The following is a 25,794-nucleotide window of genomic DNA, read 5'->3' as shown; positions in this document are numbered from 1 at the left end:
ATAATCACTCGATTACGCAAATACGGCGTTAAGAATCCAGAAGATAATAATTGATAAGCCAGCACCTACCGGCAATGTAATTACCCAAGAAACCACAATATTACGTACAACACCTAAGTTAATTGCCGCAATACCACGAGCCATACCGACACCTAATACCGCACCAACTAATGTTTGTGTCGTAGAAATTGGTAAACCCGCTCCCGAAGCGATAACTACGGTACATGCAGCAGCTAACTCTGCAGCAAAACCACGACTTGGAGTTAAGTGAGTAATGCCTTTACCTATTGTTGCTATTACACGATGACCAAAAATAGCCAAACCAGCAACAATACCTAAACCACCTAACGGTAATATCCACCAAACCAATGGTGATTTGGCAACGATTTCACCACCGTTATCAACAATGCTAACAACTGCAGCTAACGGACCAATCGCATTGGCTACGTCGTTTGAACCATGAGCAAAAGCCATACAACATGCAGTAACAACCATTAAAATAGCAAATACTTTTTCAACGTTGGCATAGTGTGTGTTTTTATCCGCTTTTTCATCAAACTTAAGTTTTGCAATAAAGACCTTACCAATTAATGCAACAACTACAGCGATAAAGATTGCTAAGTAGTAACCACCAGGGCCTAAAATTTCAAACTGAATAAAACCAAGGTTTATTTCTTCTAAACCAATATGTTTTAAACCCTTTTTAACGGTCACTAATGATAAAACAAAGCCCGCTAAAAACATGTAAAACGGCACATATTTCTTGGCGTTATCGAGCGGCTTATCGGTATCAAAAATTAGCTTTTGGGCACTATTGAAGATGATGAATGCTATTACACCGGATATCAGCGGCGTTATAATCCAACTACCAACAATGCCAACAACTTTACCCCAAGCAACCGTATCTGGGCTAACACCTATTGCAGCAAAACCAATGATTGCACCAACAATTGAGTGAGTTGTAGATACTGGCCAACCTAATGTTGAAGCAATAAGCAACCAAGTTGCTGCAGCTAAAAGTGCCGCAATCATACCGAAGACAAGTTGATCTGGTATGGCGGTAAAATAGGTAGGATCGATGATACCTTTACGTATCGTAGAAGTTACTTCGCCACCGGCTAAATACGCGCCAGCGAACTCAAAAATCATCGCGATAATAATCGCTTGTTTGATGGTAAGCGCTTTAGAACCAACTGAGGTTCCCATAGCATTGGCTACATCGTTTGCACCAATACCCCACGCCATAAAAAAGCCGACAATCGCGGCAATCATGACTAGTATCGAGCCATGTGTTGCTAAAATTTCCATGCTTTACCTTATTTCTTCGCTAGCATTAGTTCTAAACGGGCACCAACACGTTCAGCTAAATCAGCTAAATCACCTACCCATTCAATAATTTGGTAAAGGAACATTACATTTACCGGGTTTAATGTGTCTTCAATCGCACGTAAGTTTCTGCGAATGGTGACTTGTAAGTCGTCTGTATCATCTTCTATTTCATCAAGTTGATGAACTAACTTATGTACAAACTCAACTTCTCTTCCTCTAAAACCGGTTTCTAGCAAATCATCAAGTTCATTGATAACTTCAGCGGCTTTTTCGATTGCATCGATGCTACGATTCAAATATTGAGAAAATTCGTTTTGCAAAATTTCCGGAATATCCATTTCTCTGCCGACAACGCGGCCTGCAATATCCTTGGCTTTATTGGCAATCCTGTCTTGCTGTGTCAACAATTCGAGAAGATCAGCGCGATCAACTGGCAAAAATAAACCACCTGGTAGCTCCAAACGAATCTGACGTTTGATGCCATCGGCTTTTTGTTCTTGCTTTGAAATGGAGGCGCGGATTTTTTCGGCTTTATCCCAGTCTTTTGCTATTACTGCATCAAAAAATGGGATCAGTTCTTGTGAACACTTTGCAACCATTCGAATGTGTTTTTCTAATGGTTTCAAAGGTGATTTTGCAAATACACCTAAGATTGAATTACTGGTCATAATAGTTTTCCAGGAGCTCAATTGCTCTTTGTGATATTTCGGCGCGGATATTAACCTAATCGCAACAAATTCGGAAGAACATTATCAAAAATTAGTGCCTAATTCCGCAGAAAAAGTGTGTGTAGTATAAAACTACACACTCATAATCAAATTAATACTTACGATTTACTCAGTAGAATCTTTAAGTTTTTTAATATCTTCTGGTGAAGTGTGACGCACAACCTTACCTTTTACAAAGTAAATGATGTATTCACAAATATTTTGACAACGATCACCTATACGCTCCAATGCTCGAGCCGACCAGATAACCGTCATAATTTGTGGAATAGAACGTGGTTCTTCCATCATATAAGTCATTAATTGACGCATCAGTGCTTCATACTCTCGATCAATCTTAGCATCAGTTCGATGAATTTTAATCGCGGCATTAACATCCATTCGTGTAAAAGCATCTAATGTTGTTTGCAAAGTTTCTAGCACTCTGCGACCTAAATTATCTAAATTTTGCAACAGATCTTTATGATCTTTTCCTAAACTTTGTAAGGTAACTTCCGCTATTTTTTCAGCTTCATCACCAATACGCTCTAAATCAGCAATCGTTTTTACAATCGCCATAATCAGTCGTAAATCACCAGCAGCTGGTTGGCGTTTTGCAATGATACGCGTGCATTCATCGTCAATGCTTACTTCTAGCTTATTAACTTGGTAATCATTGGCATGTACGCGTTTTGCTAGTTCTTCATCACTTTCATAAACTGATGTTAATGCATCAGAAAGTTGTTTTTCAACTAAGCCGCCCATTTGCATTACATGATTAATAACGCGCTCTAAATCTTCATTAAATTGGCCAGAGATATGACGGCCGATATTTAAATTGTCCACAATATTTCCCCTCAGTCCGTCAAATTAACCGTAACGGCCAGTGATGTAATCTTCAGTTTTCTTTTTAGCTGGGGTGGTGAAAAGCGTATTAGTATCGCTATATTCAATGAGATCCCCCATATACATAAAGGCAGTTTGATCCGAAACACGAGCCGCTTGCTGCATGTTATGAGTTACTATCACCACGGTAAACTGCTTTTTCAAATCATTAATAAGTTCTTCAATCGTCAGCGTTGAAATAGGATCAAGTGCTGACGTTGGCTCATCTAATAATAGCACTTCTGGTTCAATAGCAATGGCTCTGGCAATAACCAATCTTTGTTGTTGACCACCAGAAAGCCCAAGTGCACTCTCGTGTAATCTATCTTTAACTTCATTCCAAAGTGCAGCCGCTTTTAAAGACTTTTCTACCGCTTCGTCTAAAACACGGCGATTGTTTTCACCCATGATACGCAAGCCATAAACAACATTTTCATAGATGCTTTTTGGGAATGGATTGGGACGCTGAAACACCATACCAACTTTACGACGAAGTGCAGCAACATCAACATGTTTTTCATAAATATTTTGACCGTGCAAGTTAATTTGCCCTTCAATGCGACAGCCATCTACAAGGTCATTCATGCGGTTAATACAACGTAATAACGTTGACTTACCACAACCACTTGGACCTATAAATGCGGTAACTTGACCTTTTGGAATCGCCATACTGATATCATTCAGGGCTTGTTTCTCGCCGTAAAACAAATTCAAATTATTGATATCTAGAGCCTTTTGCTCTGGTGACAAGTTAGCTAAGTCTATTTTTGACTCGCTGTTGGCAATATTTTGCGGGCTAACTGTAATCATAATAATCTCTTTAACTTTAAAACTTTTTGCATTGGGGAGTAATCCTCCCCGGTTAAAACACTAGTGCACTGAAATAAATTAGTGCTCTAACATGCGATACTTTTCTCTCAAGCGGTTTCGAATAGAAACAGCTGTCATATTCAAGGCAACAATAATAGTAACCAACAATAAGGCTGTGGCGTATACCAAAGGTCTTGCCGCTTCGACGTTCGGGCTTTGGAAGCCAACATCGTAAATATGGAAACCTAAGTGCATAAACTTACGATCAAGGTGCAAGAATGGGAAATTGCCATCAAGCGGTAAGTTTGGTGCCATTTTAACTACACCAACCAACATGAGTGGTGCAACCTCACCTGCTGCACGAGCAATCGCTAAAATAATACCTGTCATAATGGCAGGGCTAGCAATTGGTAAAATAATTCGCCATAACGTTTCTGCTTTAGTTGCACCTAAAGCTAAACTTCCGTGACGCATAGCCGAAGGAATACGCGCTAAACCTTCTTCGGTAGAAACAATCACTACAGGCAGTGTTAAAATCGCTAACGTAATCGCTGACCACATAACACCAGGTGTACCAAATGTAGGTGCTGGTAAAGTTTCTGGGTAGAACAATTGGTCAATTGAACCACCAACCATGTAAACAAAAAAGCCTAAACCAAAAACACCATAAACTATAGAAGGAACACCGGCTAAGTTGATTACGGCAATTCGCAATAATTTAGTAAAGGCATTTTTACCCGCATATTCATGTAAATAAATTGCGGCAACCACGCCCAGAGGAGATACGATAACCGTCATTAACAAGACCATTAATACCGTACCAAAAATGGCTGGAAATACCCCACCTTCAGTGTTTGCTTCGCGAGGATCATCGATAATGAAGTTAGCGATCTGAACAAAGAAAGTGCCCAATTTTTCAAAAAAGCCAAATTGATTGTTCGTTTGAATTTTAAGAATTTTTTCAAAGCCAATTTTTACCACTTGACCGTCCATCGCTCTAACATTCATGTGGTCACGAGATACTTGATCACGCATTGCCATCAGTTTTTGTTCTAAAACAATGTAGTCTTGCTGTAATGTCTTTAACTCTTGAGCAATCGCTTGTTCACGTTCTGCAGTTAACTCATCTTTTAAGCGATACTTACGCTCTTTTAAACGTAAACGTTCAATTTGATAGTTGATGGCACCAATATCGACCTTTTGTAGCTCTTCCATTTGCCCTTGTAATTCAGTAACACGATCTAACATTTCATCCATGCGTTCATGTGAGACTTCTTTGCCATCAAGATATAAACTTTCAATGAAACCATAAAAGTTACCATTGGTGCGCCTTTCAATCACAACTAAGTCTTTAGGCGTCGTTGTTTTTACGATTTCCGGTACCATGATCCAGCGAAAGTCTAACGGTACTAATTCTCGGTTACCTGTTTTAATGAGTAAACGCTCAACCGAATCTTCGCCTTTAAAGTCCATATCTAAGTGAGCAAGTTGCTCTGCAGGAACCGTAACGCGATCGTAAATTTCACCAATAACAGTTACGTTTTCGCCTTTTTGATTCACCATATCAAATTGATACAGTGTTGATGGCCAAAAGTACGATAAACCATTGCTGGCAATTAAGTACAAAAGCCCTAAAACTGAAATTAAACTTAAGCTCACACCACCGGCAGATAACCAGATCCAAGGTGAGCCAGATTTAAACCACTTATTCATCTTTTATAATCACCTTATAACGAGCTGTATTTTTCACGTAAACGCTGACGAACAAACTCAGCTAACGTATTAAAAATGAAAGTAAAAACAAACAACACAAACGCTGCTAAGAACAGAATACGATAATGAGAGCTTCCCACTTCAGACTCTGGCATTTCTACTGCGATGTTAGCTGATAACGTTCTCATACCTTGGAACAAACTCCAATCAAGCACAGGCGTATTACCCGTTGCCATCAATACGATCATCGTTTCACCAACTGCACGTCCTAATCCCATCATTATCGCAGAAAAGATACCTGGACTTGCGGTTAACAAAACGACTTTAATCAGTGTTTGCCACGGTGTAGCACCAAGAGCTAACGAGCCACTAGTTAAATGTTTTGGCACACTGAAAATAGCGTCCTCTGCCATTGAGAATATGGTTGGAATCACTGCAAAACCCATGGCAATCCCAACCACTAACGCATTACGTTGGTCAAAGTCGATACCTAAATCATTAGTAATATATTGGCGAACGTCACCACCAAAAAATGCAGCTTCCATCCAAGGTGATAAAGCAAAAGAGCAATATGCAGCAAGACACAATGTTGGGATCAAAATAAGTGGTGCCCATGTATCTGGCACTTTCGCCTTTATCTCTTTTGGCAATTTGTGCCAAGCAAAAGCAGTGAAAAATACGGTTGCTGGTAGCGCAATCAGCAACATGGCTATTGCTGGCAAATTGTGTTCAACAATTGGCGCAAGCCATAAGCCCGCTAAGAAACCTAAAATAACCGTTGGTAAAGCTTCCATAATTTCTATGGTAGGTTTAACTTTTTTACGCAGTTCAGGTGTCATGAAGTAAGCGGTATAAATTGCTGCGGCAAGTGCAATAGGAACAGCAAATAACATAGCGTAAAGAGCCGCTTTCATCGTACCAAAAGAAATTGGCACTAAAGAGAATTTGGCTTCAAAATCATCTGAACCTGACGTTGACTGCCAAATATAATCAGGCTCTGGATAGCCTTCATACCAAACTTGCTGCCAAAGGGCTGACCATGTAACTTCTGGATGATCATTTTTTACAGAGTAAAGCGACAATTGACTATCGTTTAACATCAATAAGCCATTAGCACGAGGTGAAATAACAAAACTTTCAGGCACTTTGCTCGTAAAACTGCCACGCCACAAGTCATTTTCACTGGTGGTATAAAATGCGCCCATTTCGCCTTTTGCTGTTAATGTGTAGAAGCTTTTACGGTATTGCTCCGTATAAATTTGCTTAATTGCTTCAGTGTTACTTACATCAAAACTTCTAATTTTTTTGAATTCGCGACCGTTATCTGTCGCCACTTCAAACCATTGACTTACTGTACCATCGCTTTCACCTAACAACACCGAACTGCTGCCTGACAATAAAGCCATTGCCGTCAATTGTTGTGGCTTAGTACGATTTTGCTCTAACTGAGGGATAATGGTTGCTTTAAGCTCATTATCATCAGTGCTTAAATCAAACACAAAAACGCGATCTGCGCTGCGAACAAATGCCATTGCTGCATCTGGAGTAACTTTAACTTCGTCAACTCGTTTACTGTCTAAGGTAATTTCCTGATATTCAATCGAATACGCTGGATCATAAGAAAAATCATCATCAGCCAATAAATTGGTTTTTATTAATCGACCATCTTGGGTAAAGGCAACAAATACTGCACGCTCATCATTCATCGCAAATGCAATATGTTGTAATGCCACACCTTGTTCATCTACTGCGATAAACTCTTCACCAAGCGGATAAGTAATGTTTGGAATAATTTCACGCGTACCTGTGTCGTACGTCGCCTGAAATCTAGGAGCAACCAGCTGAATATTGTTATCTTGAGTAACTAAGAGCTTTTTATCACCATGGCCTGAAATAACACGCTTAAGTGGCTGGTCTAGCAACTCAAGATCAAATGCCTTTTCCCCTACCGACACATTGTTGCTTGCTTTTAACGCAAAATATTGAATGCGCCCTTGCTCATCAATGGTATAAGCTAGTTCTTGCAGCTCATCTAAACCTGTCGCCAAGACTTTTTCTTGATTGTTTAATGCAAAAGAATGCACAGGTTCAATTTTTGCTGATTCAAAAACGGGTTTAATTACATAAAGTAAATAGAGAAATATAAGCACAAGAGTAAATAACACACTGACTCCACCGAGTGTTATTAACCATCGCGCTAACGAGTTTTTCAGCTGACGAGAGCCAACCGATTTCAACGCTATTGTCACTAAAAGTACCTTTGATCTTAAGTCAAAATTTTAATTGCGGCGATTATAAGACACTTTTGTGACACTTTTGTGACATGGGTGTAATAGTCACTAAAAATCGTAAGCATTTAGCGTGAATTTTTAATGATAACATTGTTAATTTTTAGCGATTTGATAATCTTTAAATGACAACTTATTGATGTGAAGGCAGTTAAGGGAAAATCATGAGTATTGAAAAATGGATGTCTAAAAATATCATCGCCCTTGATATTGACGATGATTTAGCCAAGGCTAAGTTAGCCTTCGATGAACATAAAATACACCATTTGTTGATTTTAAATGGTAAAGAGTTGGCCGGTGTAATTACTGACCGAGATTTATATAAGCAATTAAGCCCGCACATAAATACGCGAAATGAAACGCCCAGAGACACCTCATTACTGCGTAAAAAAGTGAATTTATTTATGAGCAGAGAGTTGGTTACCGCTTATAAAGACACAACGCTAAATGAAGCAGTATTACTTTTTTATGACAACAGAATATCGTGTTTACCTATCGTCAATGACGATTTTATACCAATAGGCATCATCACATGGCGCGATATTATTAAGATTGTTGCCGTGCAATATCGTCATAAACAACTCGGGCAACACACTAAAGCCTAATACTAAGACTCGCTACTATGAGCTACAAGACAACATAGAGCATCCAGGTTTGTTTTTGGCCCACTCAGGGCGCTTAACAAAATATTCTTGTTCAAATTCGGGTTGCTCATCATACGGCTGTTGAATCAATTGATATAAGGTTTGTAGCTTATCAAACTGACCTTGTTCAGCAGCCTTTATTGCTTGCTGAGATAAAAAGTTACGCAACACATATTTAGGATTAACCTTATTCATCATCGCTTTGCGCTGACTTGCACTCGTTTGCTCTTGATTAAGACGTGATACATATTGAACCAGCCACTCATTAAGTACTTGCCAGTGTGCTGATGTAAAGTCTTGATAAAAAGCTGGTGCCAAATGGTTTTGCCACTCATTTGACAGCTCGGGTAACGAAGCCAATAACCGATAGAATATTGTCATATCCGTCGGTGTTTCTTGCAGAACAGTTTCTAGAGCCTCCAACAAGGCAGCATCTGCTTGCTGATTCTTAATCACCAATCCTGTTTTATCGGCCATCATTTCTAACCATTGGCGTTCGTAATTTGTTGCAAACTCACTCAATTGGGTATTTAAGCCGTCTGCTTCGTTAATTAACGGATAAATTGCATTGGCAAGTTGAAACAAGTTCCATTGAGCAATTTGCGGCTGAGCACCAAAGCGGTAACGTTTTCCTTGTGCATCTGTGGTGTTTGGTGTCCAATTAAGATCGAATTCGTCAATCCAACCATAGGGTCCAAAGTCGATTGTTTCACCTATAATCGACATATTGTCAGTATTCATCACTCCGTGAACAAACCCAACTCGCATCCAATTCACCATCAATAAGCAGGTGCGCTGGCAAATCTCGCTAAACCATTGTAAATACACATCGGCATTGGGCTCACCTAAATGCGGAAAATCTTGAGTAATACTGTAATCAACCAGTTGTTTAAGTAGGGTTAGATCACCACGAGATGCGGGCAATTGAAAGCTTCCAAAACGCATAAAAGAAGTTGATGTTCTACAAACAATTGCGCCCAACTCTAGCTTAGGGTGCCCATCGTAAAACATATCGCGAGTAACTTTATCGCCTGTTAAACTTAAGCTTAATGCTCTAGTTGTTGCTATGCCTAAATGATACATAGCTTCAGAGCAAAGAAACTCGCGAATGGAAGAGCGTAGTACCGCCAAACCGTCAGCATTTCGAGAATACGGCGTTGGCCCTGCACCTTTTAATTGCAGCGTTATCAATGCATCATCTTTATCACGCAGTTGAACCAAATTAATGGCTCTACCATCCCCCAGTTGTCCAGCCCAATGACCAAACTGATGACCACCATAGTTCATCGCGTATGGCATAAGAGCCTCAGGTAAATCGTTACCTGTTAATAACTTAGCCAAGTGTTCATGGTCTTGAGTTTCAATAAAAAGACTTTCAGCTAAGGCATTATTTAATAGTAATAATTCTGGTGCACTTGTTTGTTTGGGTGACACAAATGAAAAAGCGGCGCGTTCAACCGTACGGCAATAATTATCGCTGCTAGTGTCTTTAGGTAATTGAGTGGTAAAGCGATTGTCGATGTGGTTTAACGGTAATGACATCAGGAGTAACTAACTGTCGATTGGTGTCAACAGTGTACTCGTTTTCCCTGTTAGGCGAAATAACTTATACCAATTGAAATATCGAGCTCTTTATCAAAAAAGCATTTTTATTCGTCGGCAAAATAGGTCGATTCAAGGTCAAAAAGTGTCAATTGGCTGGATATCAACCGACAAGAGAGTATTAAATTCATAAAGTGTCATCAACACCAAAACAGGTTAACTGGAGAAAACTGATGGCAACACCAACAATAAAAGCATTAAGTGCGGTAATCTTTGCATTAAGTTCAAATGCAATGGCTACAGAATTGAGAATTGATAACGTTAAGCTTTATCAACCAGCAGAGCAGATGTTTTCAGCCCCAACCTCAATTTATATAGAACATGGCAACATTGTGAAGCTACTTCCGTCCACGCACAAACAAAAAGTGGCAGATCACGTCATCGACGCTAAAGGTCAGTTTGCAGTTGCAGGTTTGATGGATTTACATGTTCATTTAGGTTCATCAGGCAGCAATTACACCAATTTTCAATATTTACCTGTAGAGGCGCACTTTAACGCCAACCTTTATTTAGGAGTAACTGACATAGTTGATCTGTTTTCTTTCGACAACGTTTTAACTGAAGCAAAACAGCTACAACAGACACAAACCTCACCTAATCTATTTTACGCAGGCACCTTATTTACCAACCCTGGTGGTCATGGAACTCAATTTGGTGGCAAGGCATATGTAATAAACCAAGACAGTGATATTGAAGCGCTGTGGCAACAACATTTAGCGACTAATCCTCATGTAACAAAAGCTGTTATTGAATCTTTTGGTGGTATGGGCAATACCTTAACTGATACTCAACTGGCAGAGCTTGGCAAGCGTTCTAAAGCGGCCAACCTGCCCTATTTTGTTCATGTATCAACATTAGCTGATGGTAAACGCGCGATTAAAGCAGGCGCCAGCGCATTAGCTCACGGCATTAACGGTGAAGATATTGATGCAGAGTTTATTGAACTGATGCTTTCCCATAATGTTACTTACATCCCGACTCTTGCGGTATACCATAATCATGCTAGCGAAAGTGAGCACCAACAAATTAGCCATCAAACTGAATTACTGCCCGTATTACACAAAAAGCTTCAGGGTTGTTTATTTGATAAAGTACCAGAGCCAAATGTATGGTTTAAAACCATGTGGCAAAAGCGTGCTCATGCATATCAAAATATTGTGAAATTGCATAAAGCTGGGGTAACAATTGCAACAGGATCAGACGCCGGTAACCCCTACACCTTACATGGCATAGGTTTGCACAATGAGATTGATGCCTTGGCAATGGCAGGACTTGCAAATGGTGAGATTATCAATGCAGCAACCATCAATGGTGCAACAACCCTAGCAGTTGATGATAAACAAGGGCAACTGGCTCAAGGCTATAAAGCTAACTTTATTTTGTTAAATGAAAACCCTTTGCAAAACATCAACGCACTTCATCATATAAATGCTGTGTACAAGGAGGGAGTAAAAATCAATCGCGAACAATTGGCTGAGCGAAACCAAATAATCCAGCCAGTTGGCCAGGAATGTAATGCCAATATAACGTCACAAACCGCGCAAGCCGTGATCGATAACTTTAACGACAAAAACCAATGGTTAACTGTATCTGATAGCGCAATGGGCGGTGGCTCAGCTACTGAGTTAGTGCTAAAAGATAAAGTGTTAACAGTAAAAACATCACTGGGCAAACCTACACATTTTGGTGCATGGGCAGGAACCGAGATTCGCTTTAAACAGCCAAATGATGCGTCAAACTTTGATGGAGTAGCATTAACATATAAGGGTTCTAAAGCGCCTTTTACCCTATCGATTTATCATAGCGAAGTTCAAGACTGGGATCATTTTTCAAAGATGTTACCGGCTAGTGAAGATTGGACAACGGTTAAAGTCCCCTTTAGCGAATTTAAACAATTTGGCTTTGGTAACAAAGTCCAATGGTCAGCCAAAAGTATCACCGGTTTGAACTTTGTGTGGCGCTCAATGCCGGGAACACCACCGCCAGTGCCAAACAATGAATTTCACCTAAAATCAATAGGCTACTTTTAACTTCTCAATGTAAGTTGCAGGGTGTACCCTTATGCCCTGCCTAGCAAAAAAATATCGGCTCAATCATGTTACAACATCCTTTTTTTAAAATTAGCTTTTTTGCTTTGTTAACCGTTGATATATGTTACAGCATCACCTTGGTGTTAGTCGGTTTGTCGCCCGTTAGCATGAGTAGTGTTTATGCGTCAGCTATTTGGTTTGTCACCTTTTTTTGGTTGCCGGTTTGGCTTGCTGGTTACCTGATTTTAAAACTAAGACAAAATACAAATATAGGCACTATAGTTGAGTGGTTAATTGTCATTGTCGCTCTATCATTGGGTAACGCCGTTACCGATTTGATGATTAATAGCTTGTACCAAGTTCCTCGTATGGGCTGGTATGTAGTACCTAACGCCTTGTTTTGGGGCACTATCATTTATTTTATTTTTCGCTTTCTAGAAACCAGACAAAAAGCGCTGATAGAGACACAATCACGAAAGCAGGCTCAGCTAGAATCATTGCGCTATCAACTCAACCCACATTTTATGTTTAATAGCTTGAACACCATTTCGGCTTATATTCATACCAACCCAGATCTAGCTGACGATGTACTACATGAACTTGCTGACATTTTACGATACTCACTCGACACCTCTGCTCATAAATTTGTTCCGTTATCGCAAGAGCTGGGCATTATCAAAAAATACCTCAATATTGAGAAAGCCCGATTTGCCGACAAATTAGAGGTAACCATTGATAGCCCCACTGAACTGAATAATGTCAATATTCCGCCCTTGGTAATACAGCCTATTATTGAAAATGCAATTAAACACAATGCAAAACAAACCAACTTAAAAATAGCTATCAAAATTAGGCGAATAGATAACAAACTAATGGTCACAGTAACCGATAATGGCACAGGCTTTATTGAGCCAATATTAACGCAAGGTTATGGAAAAGGCGTTGGAATGAAAAATCTGCAGCAACGCATTGACCAGTTAGAGGGAGGCAAGATTCATCTCGCTAATGTACCCGGAGCACAAGTAAAGTTGGAGGTGCCATTATGTTAAATAAAAATCAAAGCACATATTCTTTAATTTTTGCTGAAGATGAAAAACCTGCACAAGAGAAACTTTCCCACCAATTAAGCATGCTCGACAACATTGAAGTATTAGGTTTTGCAACAACGGGCAAAGAAGCGGTTTCTTTAATTAATCAACTACAACCAGATATTGTTTTGCTCGACATTCAAATGCCTGAAATTGACGGGCTAGATGTTGTTGACTTACTCGATTATCAACCTCTCATTATTTTCACCACAGCATACGATCAATATGCTATTCAAGCCTTTGAAAAGTCTTCTATTGATTACTTACTCAAACCTTTTCCTCTGGGCAGATTAAAATCAGCTATTGAGAAAGCAACAGCTCAATTGGCAACACAACGTGACGCTTGTGCGTATCAAAACAAAGAGCAGCAGGTATTTAATTTACAATCTGGGCAACAAAAAAAACTTGTCAGCAAAAATGGTGATCGCATTTTTCTCTTAAAGCCTGAACACCTAAAATTTATTAAGTCAGAGCAAGGTAATACACTTGCATGGGACGGTGAACGCTTTAGTCATATCAACGATAGTCTGGATCAATTAGAGCAGTCTTTAGCGGCTCAACAATTTGTCAGGGTTCATCGTGGTTATTTAGTTAACCTTGACCACGTCAGTGAAATCCAACGTTGGTTTAATGGCAAGTTAATGCTGATCATCGATGATGATAAAAAAACTGAGATTAGCACAAGCAGAGCCGGCGCAGAAAAGCTTAAGTCACTGATAGGCTTTTAACTTGTTGGCTTTAGCTAACTTGCTGTCTGGTAATTATCGACTAACTTTAAAGAAAGTATTTTTAAAGGACTTTTCCAGTGACGGAAACAGCCAATGTTGCACAACGTGCCAGTAACAACTTGATACTGCTAATAGATGACCAACCAATTTTTTTAAAAGCTATTGCCGCATTGCTAGAAGAATTGGGATACCGTGTCACCCCAACGTCGTGCCCCATGGAGGCCATTCAGTTTTTTAAAGAAAAATCTTATTTCTTAGTGTTATGTGATTTATATATGAGTAGCTTAAGTGGTTATAAATTATTAACACGTTTTAACCACGACAAACCAGAGCAAGTGTGTTGTTTAATGACGGGCGCTGAGCTTGATGAACCACTACTGAAAAAAACCTTACGTTTAAACAATGTCAAAGGATATATAAAGAAACCTATAAAATTTGAAGAACTTGACCGCTTATTAGCAAATATCAAAAAACAGCAGCTTTCTGTTTAACATTTCGTACCTTTTATACAGTGCTTTTTTACTGGCGATTCAACCTTCCCCTCGATAAATATTCATCGTGTTGTTGTTTAAATTAGCTTGCATTAATCAAAGTCGCCAAAAAACAAGAGAAATTATCCGCAAATAAAAACAAAGATATAGCAATTCATTGCCCTGTTGTTCAGCATCACCTAAAATGTCGGCAATTATTTAATTCTTTAAAAAAGGTTTCCCAATGGCTCAACCATTACCCGACAAATTTATCATGTCGATGCACCGCGTTAGCAAAGTGGTGCCACCAAAACGTACGATTTTAAAAGACATCTCATTATCTTTCTTTCCTGGCGCAAAAATTGGCGTTTTAGGCCTAAATGGCGCGGGTAAATCAACATTACTTCGCATTATGGCGGGCGTTGATAAAGACTTTGAAGGTGAAGCAAAAGCACTTGCTGGTACAAACATTGGCTATTTGCCGCAGGAACCACAACTGGACGAAAGCAAAAATGTTCGAGAAGTGGTTGAAGAAGCTGTTTCAGAAGTTAAAAACGCCATCAAACGATTAGATGAAGTGTACGCTGCGTACGCAGAACCAGATGCAGACTTTGATGCCTTAGCAAAAGAGCAAGGTGAATTAGAAAACATCATCAATGCACAAGATGGTCATAACATTGATAACGTTTTAGAGCGTGCTGCAGATGCTTTACGTTTACCAGATTGGGAACAACCTATTTCTGTTTTATCAGGTGGTGAGCGCCGCCGTGTCGCACTTTGTCGTTTATTACTTTCTAAGCCAGATATGTTGCTTCTTGACGAACCAACTAACCACTTAGACGCCGAGTCAGTTGCATGGTTAGAGCGATTCTTACACGACTATACCGGCACTGTAGTTGCGATTACCCATGACCGTTATTTCTTAGATAACGTTGCTGGTTGGATATTAGAGCTTGACCGTGGCCATGGTATTCCGTGGGAAGGTAACTACTCTTCTTGGCTTGAGCAAAAAGACGCTCGCCTTGAGCAAGAAAAGCGTGCTGAAAATGCCTTACAAAAAACCATTAAGCAAGAGCTTGAGTGGGTTCGTTCAAACCCTAAAGGTCGTCAGGCGAAAAGTAAGGCACGTATGGCTCGTTTTGAAGAGCTTAATAGCCAAGAGCATCAAAAGCGTAACGAAACTAACGAGCTTTACATTCCACCAGGGCCGCGTTTAGGCGACAAAGTTTTAGATGTCAAAAACCTAACCAAGTCGTTTGGCGATCGTGTTTTGATTGACGATTTAAGCTTTAGCATTCCTAAAGGTGCTATTGTGGGGATCATAGGTGCCAACGGTGCAGGTAAATCAACACTATTTAAAATGTTATCAGGCACAGAACAACCAGATTCAGGTTCTGTGGAACTAGGTGATACCGTTAAATTGGCCAGTGTTGACCAGTTCCGTGATGACATGAACAACAGCAACACGGTATATCAAGAAATCTCAGAAGGTCACGACATTCTAGAAATTGGTAACTACGAAATTAACGCTAGAGCATACTGCTCTCGTTTCAACTTTAAAGGCAATGACCAACAGAAGCATGTTGGTGATTTATCTGGTGGTGAGCGAAACCGTGTTCACTTGGCGAAATTAGTAAAATCTGGTGGTAACGTATTACTACTGGATGAGCCAACCAACGACCTTGATGTTGAAACATTGCGTGCACTTGAAGAAGCACTACTTGAATTCCCTGGTTGTGCCATGGTTATTTCGCATGACCGCTGGTTCTTAGACAGAATTGCTACACACATTATCGATTATCGAGATGAGGGCCAAGTTAACTTTTACGAAGGTAACTACAGCGATTATGAAGAATGGTTAAAGAAAACATTGGGTAAAGAAGCAACTGAGCCTCATAGAATAAAATACAAACGTATTAGTAAATAAACTTTTCTTTACTTTTTAATCACTAAAAAAGCACCTTAATAAATATTTAAGGTGCTTTTTTTATAAATAGCGCTATGCTAAATATATTGATTAATCACTTTTGCGGTTCAATGGAAAATAGACGTCAATTTACCAGAATATTATTTTCTATCGATGCTCAATTAGAAATAGAAGATAAAATTTACTCTATTAATATTCATGATATTTCGCTTAATGGAGCGCTTGTCAGTGCCCCCAAAAGTGATGATGATATCTTAAATAAATTAGGGTTACTGAGTTTTAACTTATCCGAAAATGATGCACCTGTTTGTATGCATGTCGCTGTAGTTCATGTTGAGCCAGAAGAAATTGGCTTACGCTGTAACGCTATTGATATAGACAGCGTAACTTATCTACGACGCCTCGTTGAACTGAATTTAGGTGATGAAAGCCAGCTAAATAAAGAGCTCTCACAACTGACCAGAAGTTTTTCAGAATAATTACCCACATTAAAAAAGGATGCTTTATGAATCATCTTATTCTGTCATTTGCTAGTCCTGACCGTCCGGGTCTTGTAGACACAATATCTAACGTAATCAAGCAATATAAAGGTAATTGGCAAACCAGTAGCTTACATCATTTAAGTGGATTTTTTGCTGGTGTTATTGAGGTTGCAGTCAGTGAAGAAGAGTCGCAAGCACTTGTTGATCAGCTCAACAGTATTCCCGATTTTGATTGCATTATTAAGGTAGCAAACCAGTCAAGTAGCAACAAAGGTAAAGTGACACTAGAGCTGACGGCTAATGACCGCTCGGGCATCATACAAGAAATCTCATCTACTATTCATCACCATGGTGGCAATCTGATAAAACTGGTGAGTTCAAGACAAAGTGCGCCTCATACTGGTGTAGAATTATTTACTGCTACGGCAAATATAGATGTAAGTGAAGATAAGCTCGATACACTTATTGGCGCATTGGAAAGCAAAGCCGATGACATTATGGTTGATATTTCAAGAGATTAACCACTTTTAACTTTTCATACTTTTGTTACAGTAATAAGACAGTGTTCTTATTACTGTCATATTTCTCAATTATACTGACGTCATTGATTTTCAATATAAAACCTAATGGGCTGCTTCATTAGCAAAAAATAAAAATGATTGATAAGAAGTTTTTTTTTAATAAAGAGCTAAGTTGGCTTTCGTTCAATGAACGCGTGCTTCAAGAAGCAGGCGACAGCTCAGTGCCGTTAATTGAGCGTATACATTTTCTGGGTATTTACTCCTCCAATTTAGATGAGTTTTTTCGTGTTCGTGTCGCAGATATCCGTCGAAAGTTACTTCTTGAAAATGCAAAATCTGATGTAGAAACAGAAGAACAAAAAAACTTAGAGTTATTGCTGGCACAAATTCACGACACAGTAGCTAGATTAACTGAGTCGTTTCGAGGCCATGCTCGCCAGGCCTTTGAAGAATTAAAAGCGCATAATATTGAACTACTATTTAACGACGAAAAATCCACCGTTTTTGATCAAGAGCTCAACCCCGATGAAAAGCACTTTATAACTACCCTATTTAAAAACCACATTATTCGCCATATTACCCCTATTTTTATTGCATCAAACACCCAGCTTGTTAGCTGTTTAGATGACGATGGTATATATCTTTTAGTGGCGCTGAAACAACAAGAGAACGTGCAGTATGTATTAATTGAAATACCACGTTCAGACGTTAATCGTTTTATTATTTTGCCTAAAGACAAAGATAAACAGACGCAACGTATTGTGATGGTGGATGACATCGTGCATTACTTTCTTGGCGATATTTTCAAAGGCATGATTGACTACGAGGAAATTGACGCCTATTCCGTAAAACTGACACGTGATGCCGAATATGATTTAAATGATGAATTAGATCAGAGCTTGTTAGACAAGATGTCGAAAGGCCTTAAGCAACGCTTAACAGCCGATCCTGTGCGTTTAGGATATGACAAAAACATGCCTGACTACATGCTCAAATATTTAAGAAAATCATTAAAAATTAAAGATCAAAATAACCTAGTGCCGGGTGTTCGTTATCGACATTTTAAAGACTTTATTAGCTTCCCTAATTTAGGCGGCAGAGAGTTAGAAAAAGTTGATTTGCCTGCATTAGATGCATCGCGCTTTGGCAGCAATAATTTGTCATTTGATGATATTACTCAAAACGACATATTAGTGTATTACCCCTATCATAAATTTAGGCATTTCACTGAGTTTGTCAGACAAGCCTCATACGACCCTTTGGTTAAAACGATTAAAATCAATATTTATCGAGTGGCAAAAAAATCAGAAATTATTCATTCACTGATTGAAGCAGTAAAAAATGGCAAACAAGTTACTGTTGTTGTTGAACTGAGAGCCAGATTTGATGAAGAAGCAAACATCGAATGGGCAAAACGCATGAAAGATGCTGGAATTCATGTAGAGTTTGGTATTGATTCATTAAAAGTTCATTCAAAGTTATGTTTAGTTACTCGACAAGAAAACGATAAACTTGCACGTTATGCTCACATTGGAACGGGTAATTTTCATGAAAAAAATGCTCGAATTTATACAGACTTTTCCTTGTTTACTAAACACAAAGAAATCGCTCAAGAAGTTGACAATGTTTTTTCATTTATCGCCCATAGCTATAAGCGTTTCAGGTTTAATCATTTAATTGTTTCGCCACTTACCTCTAGACGGCGTTATTATCAGTTAATTGACAACGAAATTAATCATGCCAAGAAAGGTAACAAAGCAAAAATTACGCTAAAGGTTAACAACTTAATTGATAAGGGTCTGATCACACGCCTGTATCAAGCGAGCAAAGCCGGTGTAAAAATTGACATTATTGTTCGTGGCATGTGCTCTCTTGTACCTGGCCAACCAGGCATAAGTGACAATATTTTTGCTATTTCTATTGTTGATCAGTTTCTAGAACATCCCCGTGTAATGATATTCCATAATGGTGGCGCTAATGACCTATACATTAGCTCTGCAGATTGGATGGAACGTAATATTGATCATCGCGTGGAAGTTAGCTGCCCCATATATGACCCCGTATTAAAACAACGCATTATCGACATCATTAATATTCAACTTAACGATAATAAAAAAGCACGCATAATCAATGCAGCACAAGATAACACTTATGTAAAAAATGGCAGAAAAAAACCAGTTAGATCACAAATTGATATCTATAATTATTTGGTAGAACAAGAAAAGAATGACAAAATAGCCCGAGCGATTTAGATAACAAAGTAAGAATGACGCAACCATCAGCTGACACCTCATCGGAATACCGTGCTGCACTCGATATTGGCTCCAATAGCTTTCATTTTGTGTTAGCCAGACAAGTAGAAGAGCAAGTGCAAATTCTGCACGCCGAAAAATATCGCGTCCAGCTCGCACAGGGTCTAGATCAGCATGACGTTTTATCACAAGAGGCGATTGTTCGAGGAGTAGCAGTTTTACAAAAACTGGCCATTTCAACACAACATATCGCGCCTGATAATTTCCGCGTGGTTGCTACCTACACACTCAGACAAGCCAGCAATGCGGCAGCCTTTTTAAAAGCTGCCGAAAAAGTTTTCCCCTTTCCTATCGAAATTATTTCAGGCCATGAAGAGGCACGTTTGATTTATCAAGGCGTTGCTCATCATAGACAAAATAATCACCAGCAATTGGTTATCGATATTGGTGGTGGTAGTACAGAGTGCATCATAGGGCAAAGTTACGATGTTAAACGTTTAGATAGCTTAAATATGGGCTGTGTTAGCTATCAACAGCAATTTTTTCCAGAGGGAAAAATTACGGCGAAGGCGTTTAAAGAGGCAATTAGAAGTGCCAGCCATGAAGTTGATAATATTGTTAAACGCTTTAGTCAATGTGGTTGGCAGCACGTTTTAGGTACTTCAGGCACAATAAAAGCGATAGCCAATATAGTAAACGCTGAAAACGAAATTATTCAGCCTGTTACCTTGCGTGACGTTAAGCAACTCAAAAAGCAACTTTTGGCATTTGATAATACACAAGATATTCAATTAGCAGGCTTAAAAGAAAGTCGTAGAGCCGTTATTTGTTCAGGCGTCGCTATTTTACAAGCGGTCATGCAATGTTTAGATATCAAAGAAATTGAGTATTGCCAATATGCGCTACGTGAAGGTGTTTTGTTTGAACAGGCAGAAAACATGCAGCACAACAATGTTCGACAACGGACGATTGATGGCTTGGCGACACGTTTTAACATAGACACCCAACAAGCAAGCATAGTGAATAAGCTAACGCTTACTTTATATCAGCAAACTAAAGAAGCGTGGCAATTAAACAAAGCAATCTACAAAGAGTTACTTACTTTTGCTGCCTTGATACATGAACTTGGCGTTGATATTAACGCTTCAGGCTATCAAAAACATGGTCAATATATAATAGAGCAGGCAGATTTAGCCGGGTTTAACCAAGAGCAACAACGTGCTCTTGCTTGGATTGTCGGTAATCAGCGCAAAAGAATAATACCCATGTTAGTAGAACAATCTCACCACCTTTCCACAGACATCCTACAAAAGTTATGTGTGCTTTTAAGATTGAGCATACTGTTAAGTCAACAAAGGCAACAAGAAAGTGATTACCCAATTACCTTGCATGCAGATGACAATAAATTAACACTTGCCATTAACCGTCAGTGGCTAAAAGAGCGCCCAATCATTGATACTGAACTTTTTTACGAAGTACAACAATTAGAAAAGATCGGTATCACTTTGTTAATTAAACTCACGTAATAATACCAATAGTTCTGCCAGCCCCGACATAGACACAAAAAAGCCCCAGCTATTTCTAGCAAGGGCTTTGTTTTAAGCGGTTTTCTAATGTAATTACATTGATAAACCTAATTTTTCGAATTCTTTTGCTACTACCGAGGCTGGTACTGGGATATAACCGTCTTTTTCTACGATTTTTTGACCCGTTTTAGAAAGTACCATCTTCAAGAACTCAGCTTCCATTGGCGCTAATGGCTTGTTAGGATGTTTGTTAACATAAACATATAAGAAACGAGAAAGTGGGTATGTTTTGTTGATTGCATTTTCCATTGATGCTTCAACAAAGTTATCGCCTTTTTTCGCTAGTGGTAACGCACGCACACCTGATGTTTTGTAACCAATACCTGAATAACCGATACCGTTAAGTGACGCTGATACAGATTGTACTACTGACGCTGAACCCGGTTGCTCGTTTACGCTATTTTTGAAGTCACCTTTACAAAGTGCTTTTTTCTTGAAGTAACCATAAGTACCTGATACTGAGTTACGACCATAAAGTTGAATATCTTTACCAGTCCACTCACCTGTTAAGCCTAAGTCACCCCAACGATCTGCATCTTCTGTTGCACCACACTTGCGGTTGCTAGAAAAGATAGCATCCACTTGGTCAATACGTAGGCCTTTAATTGGGTTATCTTTATGAACAAAAACTGCTAACGCATCAATCGCAACACGCACTGGCGTTGGTTTGTAACCATAGCGCTTTTCAAAGGCTTCAATTTCGCGAGATTTCATCTTGCGGCTCATTGGGCCTAAATTTGAAGTTGCTTCAGTTAACGCTGGTGGCGCAGTTGAAGAACCGGCTGCTTGAATTTGAACGTTAACATTAGGGTATGTACGCTTAAATTCTTCCGCCCAGAAAGTCATCATGTTAGCTAATGTGTCAGAGCCAACTGATGATAAGTTGCCTGAAATACCACTAACTTTGTTGTATTCAGGTAAATCTTTATCAATTGCTGCCGCCGAAAAGCTTACCATGCTTGCTAGACTGATAGCGCCTAAAGCTCGTTTAAAATTCATATTAATCTCCAAATTGAGAGTGTTACTTTCAGTAATTTTGTGAACACTATATAAAGCTAATATGACGATTATATTTATGGTTTGTGACACTTATATGACAGGATTAAAAAAAATGTCATTTATATTTAACCTCAGCTTCGTATAAGCAATACGGTTTTGGGTGCTATTTTTACTGACTTCTGCTTTAGTTTGAAGTGAATTAGCTAGCTATTCCAGCTCCAAAATATCTTGAATTCCTATAAAAAATATCGAACTAGATTTATAAGGGAATGCTAAGTTATTGTTTTTTGTATTTAGCACATTTTCTAAAGCAAATTTGGGTTATATCAATTGAATTAAAAAAGCCTTGTCAATTTATAAAATTAACAAGGCCTTACAAATAAGTAGTGTTAGGCGACGCTCAAACTTCTAATACACTTAGGTTCAAAGTAAATAATAAATTCACTTCCTTGCCCCCAACGGCTATTGATCGCTAATTCAGCATGATGATGATTAAGTACATGTTTAACAATCGCTAAACCTAAACCTGAGCCACCTGTATCTCTTGAACGAGATTTATCAACACGGAAGAATCGTTCAGTTAGGCGATTAACATGCTCAGGTCTTATACCTGGGCCATCATCTTTTACGGAAAACTTCGCTTTATTGCCGTCTTTAACCCATGAAATATGGATATTACCGCCTGCAGGTGTATAACCAATGGCATTGGATATTAAGTTTGAACAGGCACTTTTTAATTCATTGTCTAACCCTTCTAGAGCCAAGGTTGGATCAATTTCATGGGTAATAGTGTGTCCTTTATCTTGGTTTAGCCACTGAGCATCATCAATTAATGCTTTTAACAATTTAGGCATATCTACTAAATGTTTTTCTTCTTCGTCCATGTGAATTTCTACGCGAGATAACACAAGTAATTGCTCAACTAAGCGATCCATTCTAGAGACTTGGGTTTCCATGGTATCAAAAACTTTCTGCCAATATGGGTCAAGTGCATGTTCAGTGCTTTGTACCATCTCAACATAACCACGAACTACCGTAAGTGGCGTTTTTAGTTCATGTGATACATTGGCAACAAAATCTCTACGCATTTCTTCCAAGCGATGAATTTTACTGATGTCTCTTGCTAAAAATAATACTTGATCAACACCGTATTGCATCAAACGTAATTCAAGCATAATGTCAGAATTTATTGGCGATTGGATGTGACAAGGTTGGTCGAAGTTTGCCGCTTCAATGTACTTGGCAAATTCAGGAAAACGAATAAGGTTGTCAATACGCTGCCCAACATCTCCTGGCCAACGTATCCCTAAAATTCGTTGTGCCTTTTTGTTACCCCATTGGATAGTAAGGTCATTTGACAAAACTAGTGCAGCATCTGGTAACGCTTCAGCGCCATCTCTAAATTGTCTAATTTTATCATTTAGCGTTTTTTGTTTTTGGCGGTATTGCCTTGTTTGTCGATACAAGCCGTCATAAATTCGTCCCCAAATACCATCAGCATGAGGAGGTGAAATCGTGCGGCTCTTCCACAACCACTTCATTAATTTTATCAAATGAATGTAGTGCCAAGATAAAATGACGACGGCTGATATTGCAACAAACAAAAAGGGTTGGCCAAACAATAAACCAACCCCAGCACTTACTGCTAAAACAATTAAAAACTTCGCAAATATTGCCTTAGCCGATAAACGAAAATACATAAGTTTTAATTAAACACCTGCTTTAACTTTACCGGAAAAGCGATAGCCTGAACCACGAACGGTTTGAATAAAGTCTTCGTGACCTTCACCCGCAATCGCTTTACGTAAACGTCGAATATGTACATCAACCGTTCTATCTTCAACATAAACGTTGGTTCCCCAAACGTTATCTAATAATTGCTCGCGACTATAAACACGCTCAGTATGCGTCATGAAAAAGTGTAACAAGCGAAACTCTGTTGGGCCTAAATCAACATTTCTGTCATTGATCGAAACTCGATGAGCCACAGGGTCTAGTTTCATACCATGAAACTCAATGGCTTCTTCTAACGCTGTAGGAGAAACTCGACGAATTACGGCTTTAATGCGAGCAATTAATTCTTTAGGTGAGAAAGGTTTAGTCACGTAGTCATCAACGCCAACATCAAACCCTTTTACTTTATCATCCTCATCTGCACGTGCAGTTAACATGATGATTGGAATTGAGCGAGTATACTCATTTTGTTTAAGTGACTTTGCCAACTTAACACCAGAGCCACCAGGCAACATCCAGTCAAGTAGGATGAGATCAGGATAAGGCTCGACAACTTTAGCCTTTGCTTGATCAAAATCCTCTGCTTCTATGGTATTGAATCCATTCTGTTCCAATACAAAAGTGATCATTTCTCTAATTGGTGCTTCGTCTTCCACAACCAAAATTTGTCTGTTCATTTAAAAAACTTCCCAATAGTCATCCGACATTTACTAATGAACATTGTGATAAATTTTTGTGACAATTTTATGACATGTCTAGATATTTTAGATCATCATTGTCTATATTGCTGTTATTGGCAAGAAAAAAGCGGCTTAACGCCGCTTTTTTCTTTATTGAACAGGCGATTAGAATTTGTATTCTAAACCAACGCCTAAATAATCTTCATCAGCACCAGTATCCATATCAAATGTTGTATAGAAACCAAATACTTTAGTGCTCTTTGCAAGTGCATAGTCCGCACCAACAGTAACACCAGTTTTGTCATCACCGCCATCAAAGCTAGCAGTTTGCACTTGACCTTTTAACGTCCAGTTGTTGATTGGGTATTTAGCAGATACCATAAAACCGTCCATTTCTTGGCCTGAATCAATATTTTCTTGGGTTTGCGCAATTGCACCTAAAGTGAATCCACCTAGTTTTCCTGATACAACAGCACGAGTAATGTCATAGCCATTCATTTCGCTATCGACTGAAATCGCCGCATATAATTTAGATTTCTTCAGTGCTTGGTCGCCGTACATAACAGCAATTGATGTTGCATCTTCACCATCAACACTATCTTCTGCTACATAAGTTAAACCAAATTGAAAGTCACCAAATTTAGCTGACTTGTAGGTGATGCTATCCGACATGCGGTTTTCACCTTTCCACAAGCTTTTAATATCACCATTTAGGTCACTAAACAAATCAACTTTACCTTGAATTTGCTTGGTTAAGGTATCGTTATGACCTATTAATATTTCACCAAAGTTACCTTTTAAACCAACGTATTGGTTTCTATCAGTAATGCTATCGCCTTTGGCACTATCACCGTCTAGATCAACCTGAAACTCTGCTTTGTATACAACGAATAAACCGTCAGATAGCTCATGAGTTCCCTTTAAACCGATGCGTGAAGCATTACTTTTAACTTCAGTAAAAGATCCTTCTCCTTCATCTGAAGATTGAACGGTTAAATTTGCTTTACCATAGATATCAATGTCAGCAGCCGTTACCGGTAACGATAATGCTGTAACGATTGCAGCAGCTAGGGTGCGAGTTGAAAAGTGCATGTGTTCACCTATGAAAGAGTGTAGTAAATAATTTGTCGCACATTGTGCCTTCGAAAGATGACACTTTTGTGACAATATGAACCTTTTTTTACATTTAAATGAATTTAATGCTTCATTTATATGTGAAATTTATGTCAATTTAGTGACAAAGTGTTAGTACGTCAATCAAAAGAACTATAGTCTATATCGTGGAAATTTAAGAAATTTTCTTTTTAAAAAATGTATTTTTT

21 protein-coding genes are annotated in these 25,794 nt (G+C 38.9%); 10 read left to right on the top strand and 11 right to left on the bottom strand.

Translation table 11 applies throughout. The features are described 5' to 3' along the window. Window positions 1–12 precede the first annotated feature (12 nt). The 6 genes from IE199_RS04570 to IE199_RS04545 all read right to left on the bottom strand — a co-directional run bounded on the left by IE199_RS04570 (window position 13) and on the right by IE199_RS04545 (window position 7,690). Window positions 13–1,308, bottom strand: coding sequence for an inorganic phosphate transporter (locus tag IE199_RS04570; protein ID WP_189767727.1), 1,296 nt, complete (start codon window positions 1,306–1,308; stop codon window positions 13–15). Between the two features lie 8 nt (window positions 1,309–1,316). Further along, window positions 1,317–1,997 (bottom strand): TIGR00153 family protein, encoded by a 681-nt coding sequence (locus tag IE199_RS04565; RefSeq protein WP_189767725.1) that lies wholly within the window; start codon window positions 1,995–1,997, stop codon window positions 1,317–1,319. 165 nt (window positions 1,998–2,162) lie between these two features. Next, a complete protein-coding gene (phoU, locus tag IE199_RS04560) occupies window positions 2,163–2,879 on the bottom strand; it encodes a phosphate signaling complex protein PhoU (protein ID WP_189767723.1) in 717 nt (238 codons plus the stop codon). A gap of 24 nt (window positions 2,880–2,903) precedes the next feature. Further along, window positions 2,904–3,728: a phosphate ABC transporter ATP-binding protein PstB gene (gene pstB, locus IE199_RS04555; RefSeq protein ID WP_189767721.1), complete on the bottom strand. Its 825-nt coding sequence runs from the start codon at window positions 3,726–3,728 to the stop codon at window positions 2,904–2,906. A gap of 78 nt (window positions 3,729–3,806) precedes the next feature. Further along, window positions 3,807–5,441 (bottom strand): phosphate ABC transporter permease PstA, encoded by a 1,635-nt coding sequence (gene pstA / locus IE199_RS04550; protein ID WP_189767719.1) that lies wholly within the window; start codon window positions 5,439–5,441, stop codon window positions 3,807–3,809. Window positions 5,442–5,455: 14 nt separating this feature from the next. Beyond that, a complete protein-coding gene (locus IE199_RS04545) occupies window positions 5,456–7,690 on the bottom strand; it encodes an ABC transporter permease subunit (protein WP_189767717.1) in 2,235 nt (744 codons plus the stop codon). Window positions 7,691–7,893: 203 nt separating this feature from the next. Here IE199_RS04545 and IE199_RS04540 point away from each other — a divergent pair, with 203 nt between their 5' ends. Continuing rightward, window positions 7,894–8,334: a CBS domain-containing protein gene (locus tag IE199_RS04540; protein WP_189767715.1), complete on the top strand. Its 441-nt coding sequence runs from the start codon at window positions 7,894–7,896 to the stop codon at window positions 8,332–8,334. Window positions 8,335–8,349: 15 nt separating this feature from the next. Here the strand turns inward: IE199_RS04540 and IE199_RS04535 are convergent, their stop codons facing one another. Then, window positions 8,350–9,915, bottom strand: a complete 1,566-nt coding sequence (locus IE199_RS04535; protein WP_189767713.1) for a protein adenylyltransferase SelO — start codon at window positions 9,913–9,915, stop codon at window positions 8,350–8,352. A gap of 233 nt (window positions 9,916–10,148) precedes the next feature. On the opposite strand from IE199_RS04535, the gene IE199_RS04530 reads away from it, so the two are divergent. The 9 genes from IE199_RS04530 (at window position 10,149) to ppx (ending at window position 20,999) form a co-directional block, all read left to right on the top strand. Continuing rightward, complete coding sequence (locus IE199_RS04530; RefSeq protein WP_189767711.1) at window positions 10,149–12,005, top strand: CIA30 family protein; 1,857 nt, start codon at window positions 10,149–10,151, stop codon at window positions 12,003–12,005. A 65-nt stretch (window positions 12,006–12,070) separates the two neighbouring features. Beyond that, window positions 12,071–13,054 (top strand): sensor histidine kinase, encoded by a 984-nt coding sequence (locus IE199_RS04525; protein ID WP_189767709.1) that lies wholly within the window; start codon window positions 12,071–12,073, stop codon window positions 13,052–13,054. After that, window positions 13,048–13,821 (top strand): LytR/AlgR family response regulator transcription factor, encoded by a 774-nt coding sequence (locus IE199_RS04520; RefSeq protein WP_189767707.1) that lies wholly within the window; start codon window positions 13,048–13,050, stop codon window positions 13,819–13,821. Before IE199_RS04525 ends, IE199_RS04520 begins: the two co-directional genes overlap by 7 nt. A gap of 77 nt (window positions 13,822–13,898) precedes the next feature. After that, window positions 13,899–14,312: a response regulator gene (locus tag IE199_RS04515; protein ID WP_189767705.1), complete on the top strand. Its 414-nt coding sequence runs from the start codon at window positions 13,899–13,901 to the stop codon at window positions 14,310–14,312. A 223-nt stretch (window positions 14,313–14,535) separates the two neighbouring features. Next, entirely contained in the window at window positions 14,536–16,218 is a 1,683-nt protein-coding gene (ettA, locus tag IE199_RS04510; RefSeq protein ID WP_189767703.1) for an energy-dependent translational throttle protein EttA, read from the top strand. A gap of 110 nt (window positions 16,219–16,328) precedes the next feature. Continuing rightward, entirely contained in the window at window positions 16,329–16,697 is a 369-nt protein-coding gene (locus IE199_RS04505; RefSeq protein WP_189767701.1) for a PilZ domain-containing protein, read from the top strand. 26 nt (window positions 16,698–16,723) lie between these two features. Continuing rightward, complete coding sequence (locus IE199_RS04500) at window positions 16,724–17,221, top strand: glycine cleavage system transcriptional repressor (RefSeq protein ID WP_189767699.1); 498 nt, start codon at window positions 16,724–16,726, stop codon at window positions 17,219–17,221. Between the two features lie 134 nt (window positions 17,222–17,355). Continuing rightward, the gene (gene ppk1, locus IE199_RS04495) at window positions 17,356–19,473 is read left to right on the top strand and encodes a polyphosphate kinase 1 (RefSeq protein WP_189767697.1); all 2,118 of its coding nucleotides are present in this window, start codon (window positions 17,356–17,358) and stop codon (window positions 19,471–19,473) included. Between the two features lie 14 nt (window positions 19,474–19,487). Continuing rightward, the gene (gene ppx, locus IE199_RS04490) at window positions 19,488–20,999 is read left to right on the top strand and encodes an exopolyphosphatase (RefSeq protein ID WP_189767696.1); all 1,512 of its coding nucleotides are present in this window, start codon (window positions 19,488–19,490) and stop codon (window positions 20,997–20,999) included. A gap of 93 nt (window positions 21,000–21,092) precedes the next feature. On the opposite strand, the gene IE199_RS04485 is transcribed toward ppx, so the two are convergent. From IE199_RS04485 to IE199_RS04470, 4 genes are all read right to left on the bottom strand, one after another. Beyond that, complete coding sequence (locus IE199_RS04485; protein ID WP_189767694.1) at window positions 21,093–22,058, bottom strand: PstS family phosphate ABC transporter substrate-binding protein; 966 nt, start codon at window positions 22,056–22,058, stop codon at window positions 21,093–21,095. Window positions 22,059–22,447: 389 nt separating this feature from the next. Further along, on the bottom strand, window positions 22,448–23,758 hold the full coding sequence (gene phoR, locus IE199_RS04480; protein WP_189767692.1) for a phosphate regulon sensor histidine kinase PhoR: 1,311 nt from the start codon (window positions 23,756–23,758) through the stop codon (window positions 22,448–22,450). A gap of 9 nt (window positions 23,759–23,767) precedes the next feature. Further along, window positions 23,768–24,469 carry a phosphate regulon transcriptional regulator PhoB gene (gene phoB, locus IE199_RS04475; RefSeq protein WP_189767690.1) on the bottom strand — a complete coding sequence of 234 codons (702 nt, stop codon included), beginning with the start codon at window positions 24,467–24,469 and terminating at the stop codon, window positions 23,768–23,770. 168 nt (window positions 24,470–24,637) lie between these two features. Continuing rightward, a complete protein-coding gene (locus IE199_RS04470) occupies window positions 24,638–25,564 on the bottom strand; it encodes a porin (protein WP_189767688.1) in 927 nt (308 codons plus the stop codon). Window positions 25,565–25,794 lie beyond the last annotated feature (230 nt).

The organism is Thalassotalea marina (genome assembly GCF_014656435.1).
GTDB lineage: Bacteria > Pseudomonadota > Gammaproteobacteria > Enterobacterales > Alteromonadaceae > Thalassotalea_C > Thalassotalea_C marina.
The sequence above is the reverse complement of the archived record's forward strand: the minus strand, read 5'-3'. Positions and strand labels throughout refer to the sequence as shown.

What these genes read in the sequence shown, in the direction of transcription:
- IE199_RS04570 (WP_189767727.1), bottom strand. Translation starts at nt 1,308, where the DNA reads ATGGAAATTTTAGCAACACATGGCTCGATACTAGTCATGATTGCCGCG.
- IE199_RS04565 (WP_189767725.1), bottom strand. Translation starts at nt 1,997, where the DNA reads ATGACCAGTAATTCAATCTTAGGTGTATTTGCAAAATCACCTTTGAAA.
- pstB (WP_189767721.1), bottom strand. Translation starts at nt 3,728, where the DNA reads ATGATTACAGTTAGCCCGCAAAATATTGCCAACAGCGAGTCAAAAATA.
- pstA (WP_189767719.1), bottom strand. Translation starts at nt 5,441, where the DNA reads ATGAATAAGTGGTTTAAATCTGGCTCACCTTGGATCTGGTTATCTGCC.
- IE199_RS04540 (WP_189767715.1), top strand. Translation starts at nt 7,894, where the DNA reads ATGAGTATTGAAAAATGGATGTCTAAAAATATCATCGCCCTTGATATT.
- IE199_RS04535 (WP_189767713.1), bottom strand. Translation starts at nt 9,915, where the DNA reads ATGTCATTACCGTTAAACCACATCGACAATCGCTTTACCACTCAATTA.
- IE199_RS04530 (WP_189767711.1), top strand. Translation starts at nt 10,149, where the DNA reads ATGGCAACACCAACAATAAAAGCATTAAGTGCGGTAATCTTTGCATTA.
- IE199_RS04525 (WP_189767709.1), top strand. Translation starts at nt 12,071, where the DNA reads ATGTTACAACATCCTTTTTTTAAAATTAGCTTTTTTGCTTTGTTAACC.
- IE199_RS04520 (WP_189767707.1), top strand. Translation starts at nt 13,048, where the DNA reads ATGTTAAATAAAAATCAAAGCACATATTCTTTAATTTTTGCTGAAGAT.
- ettA (WP_189767703.1), top strand. Translation starts at nt 14,536, where the DNA reads ATGGCTCAACCATTACCCGACAAATTTATCATGTCGATGCACCGCGTT.
- IE199_RS04505 (WP_189767701.1), top strand. Translation starts at nt 16,329, where the DNA reads ATGGAAAATAGACGTCAATTTACCAGAATATTATTTTCTATCGATGCT.
- IE199_RS04500 (WP_189767699.1), top strand. Translation starts at nt 16,724, where the DNA reads ATGAATCATCTTATTCTGTCATTTGCTAGTCCTGACCGTCCGGGTCTT.
- ppk1 (WP_189767697.1), top strand. Translation starts at nt 17,356, where the DNA reads ATGATTGATAAGAAGTTTTTTTTTAATAAAGAGCTAAGTTGGCTTTCG.
- ppx (WP_189767696.1), top strand. Translation starts at nt 19,488, where the DNA reads ATGACGCAACCATCAGCTGACACCTCATCGGAATACCGTGCTGCACTC.
- IE199_RS04485 (WP_189767694.1), bottom strand. Translation starts at nt 22,058, where the DNA reads ATGAATTTTAAACGAGCTTTAGGCGCTATCAGTCTAGCAAGCATGGTA.
- phoR (WP_189767692.1), bottom strand. Translation starts at nt 23,758, where the DNA reads ATGTATTTTCGTTTATCGGCTAAGGCAATATTTGCGAAGTTTTTAATT.
- phoB (WP_189767690.1), bottom strand. Translation starts at nt 24,469, where the DNA reads ATGAACAGACAAATTTTGGTTGTGGAAGACGAAGCACCAATTAGAGAA.
- IE199_RS04470 (WP_189767688.1), bottom strand. Translation starts at nt 25,564, where the DNA reads ATGCACTTTTCAACTCGCACCCTAGCTGCTGCAATCGTTACAGCATTA.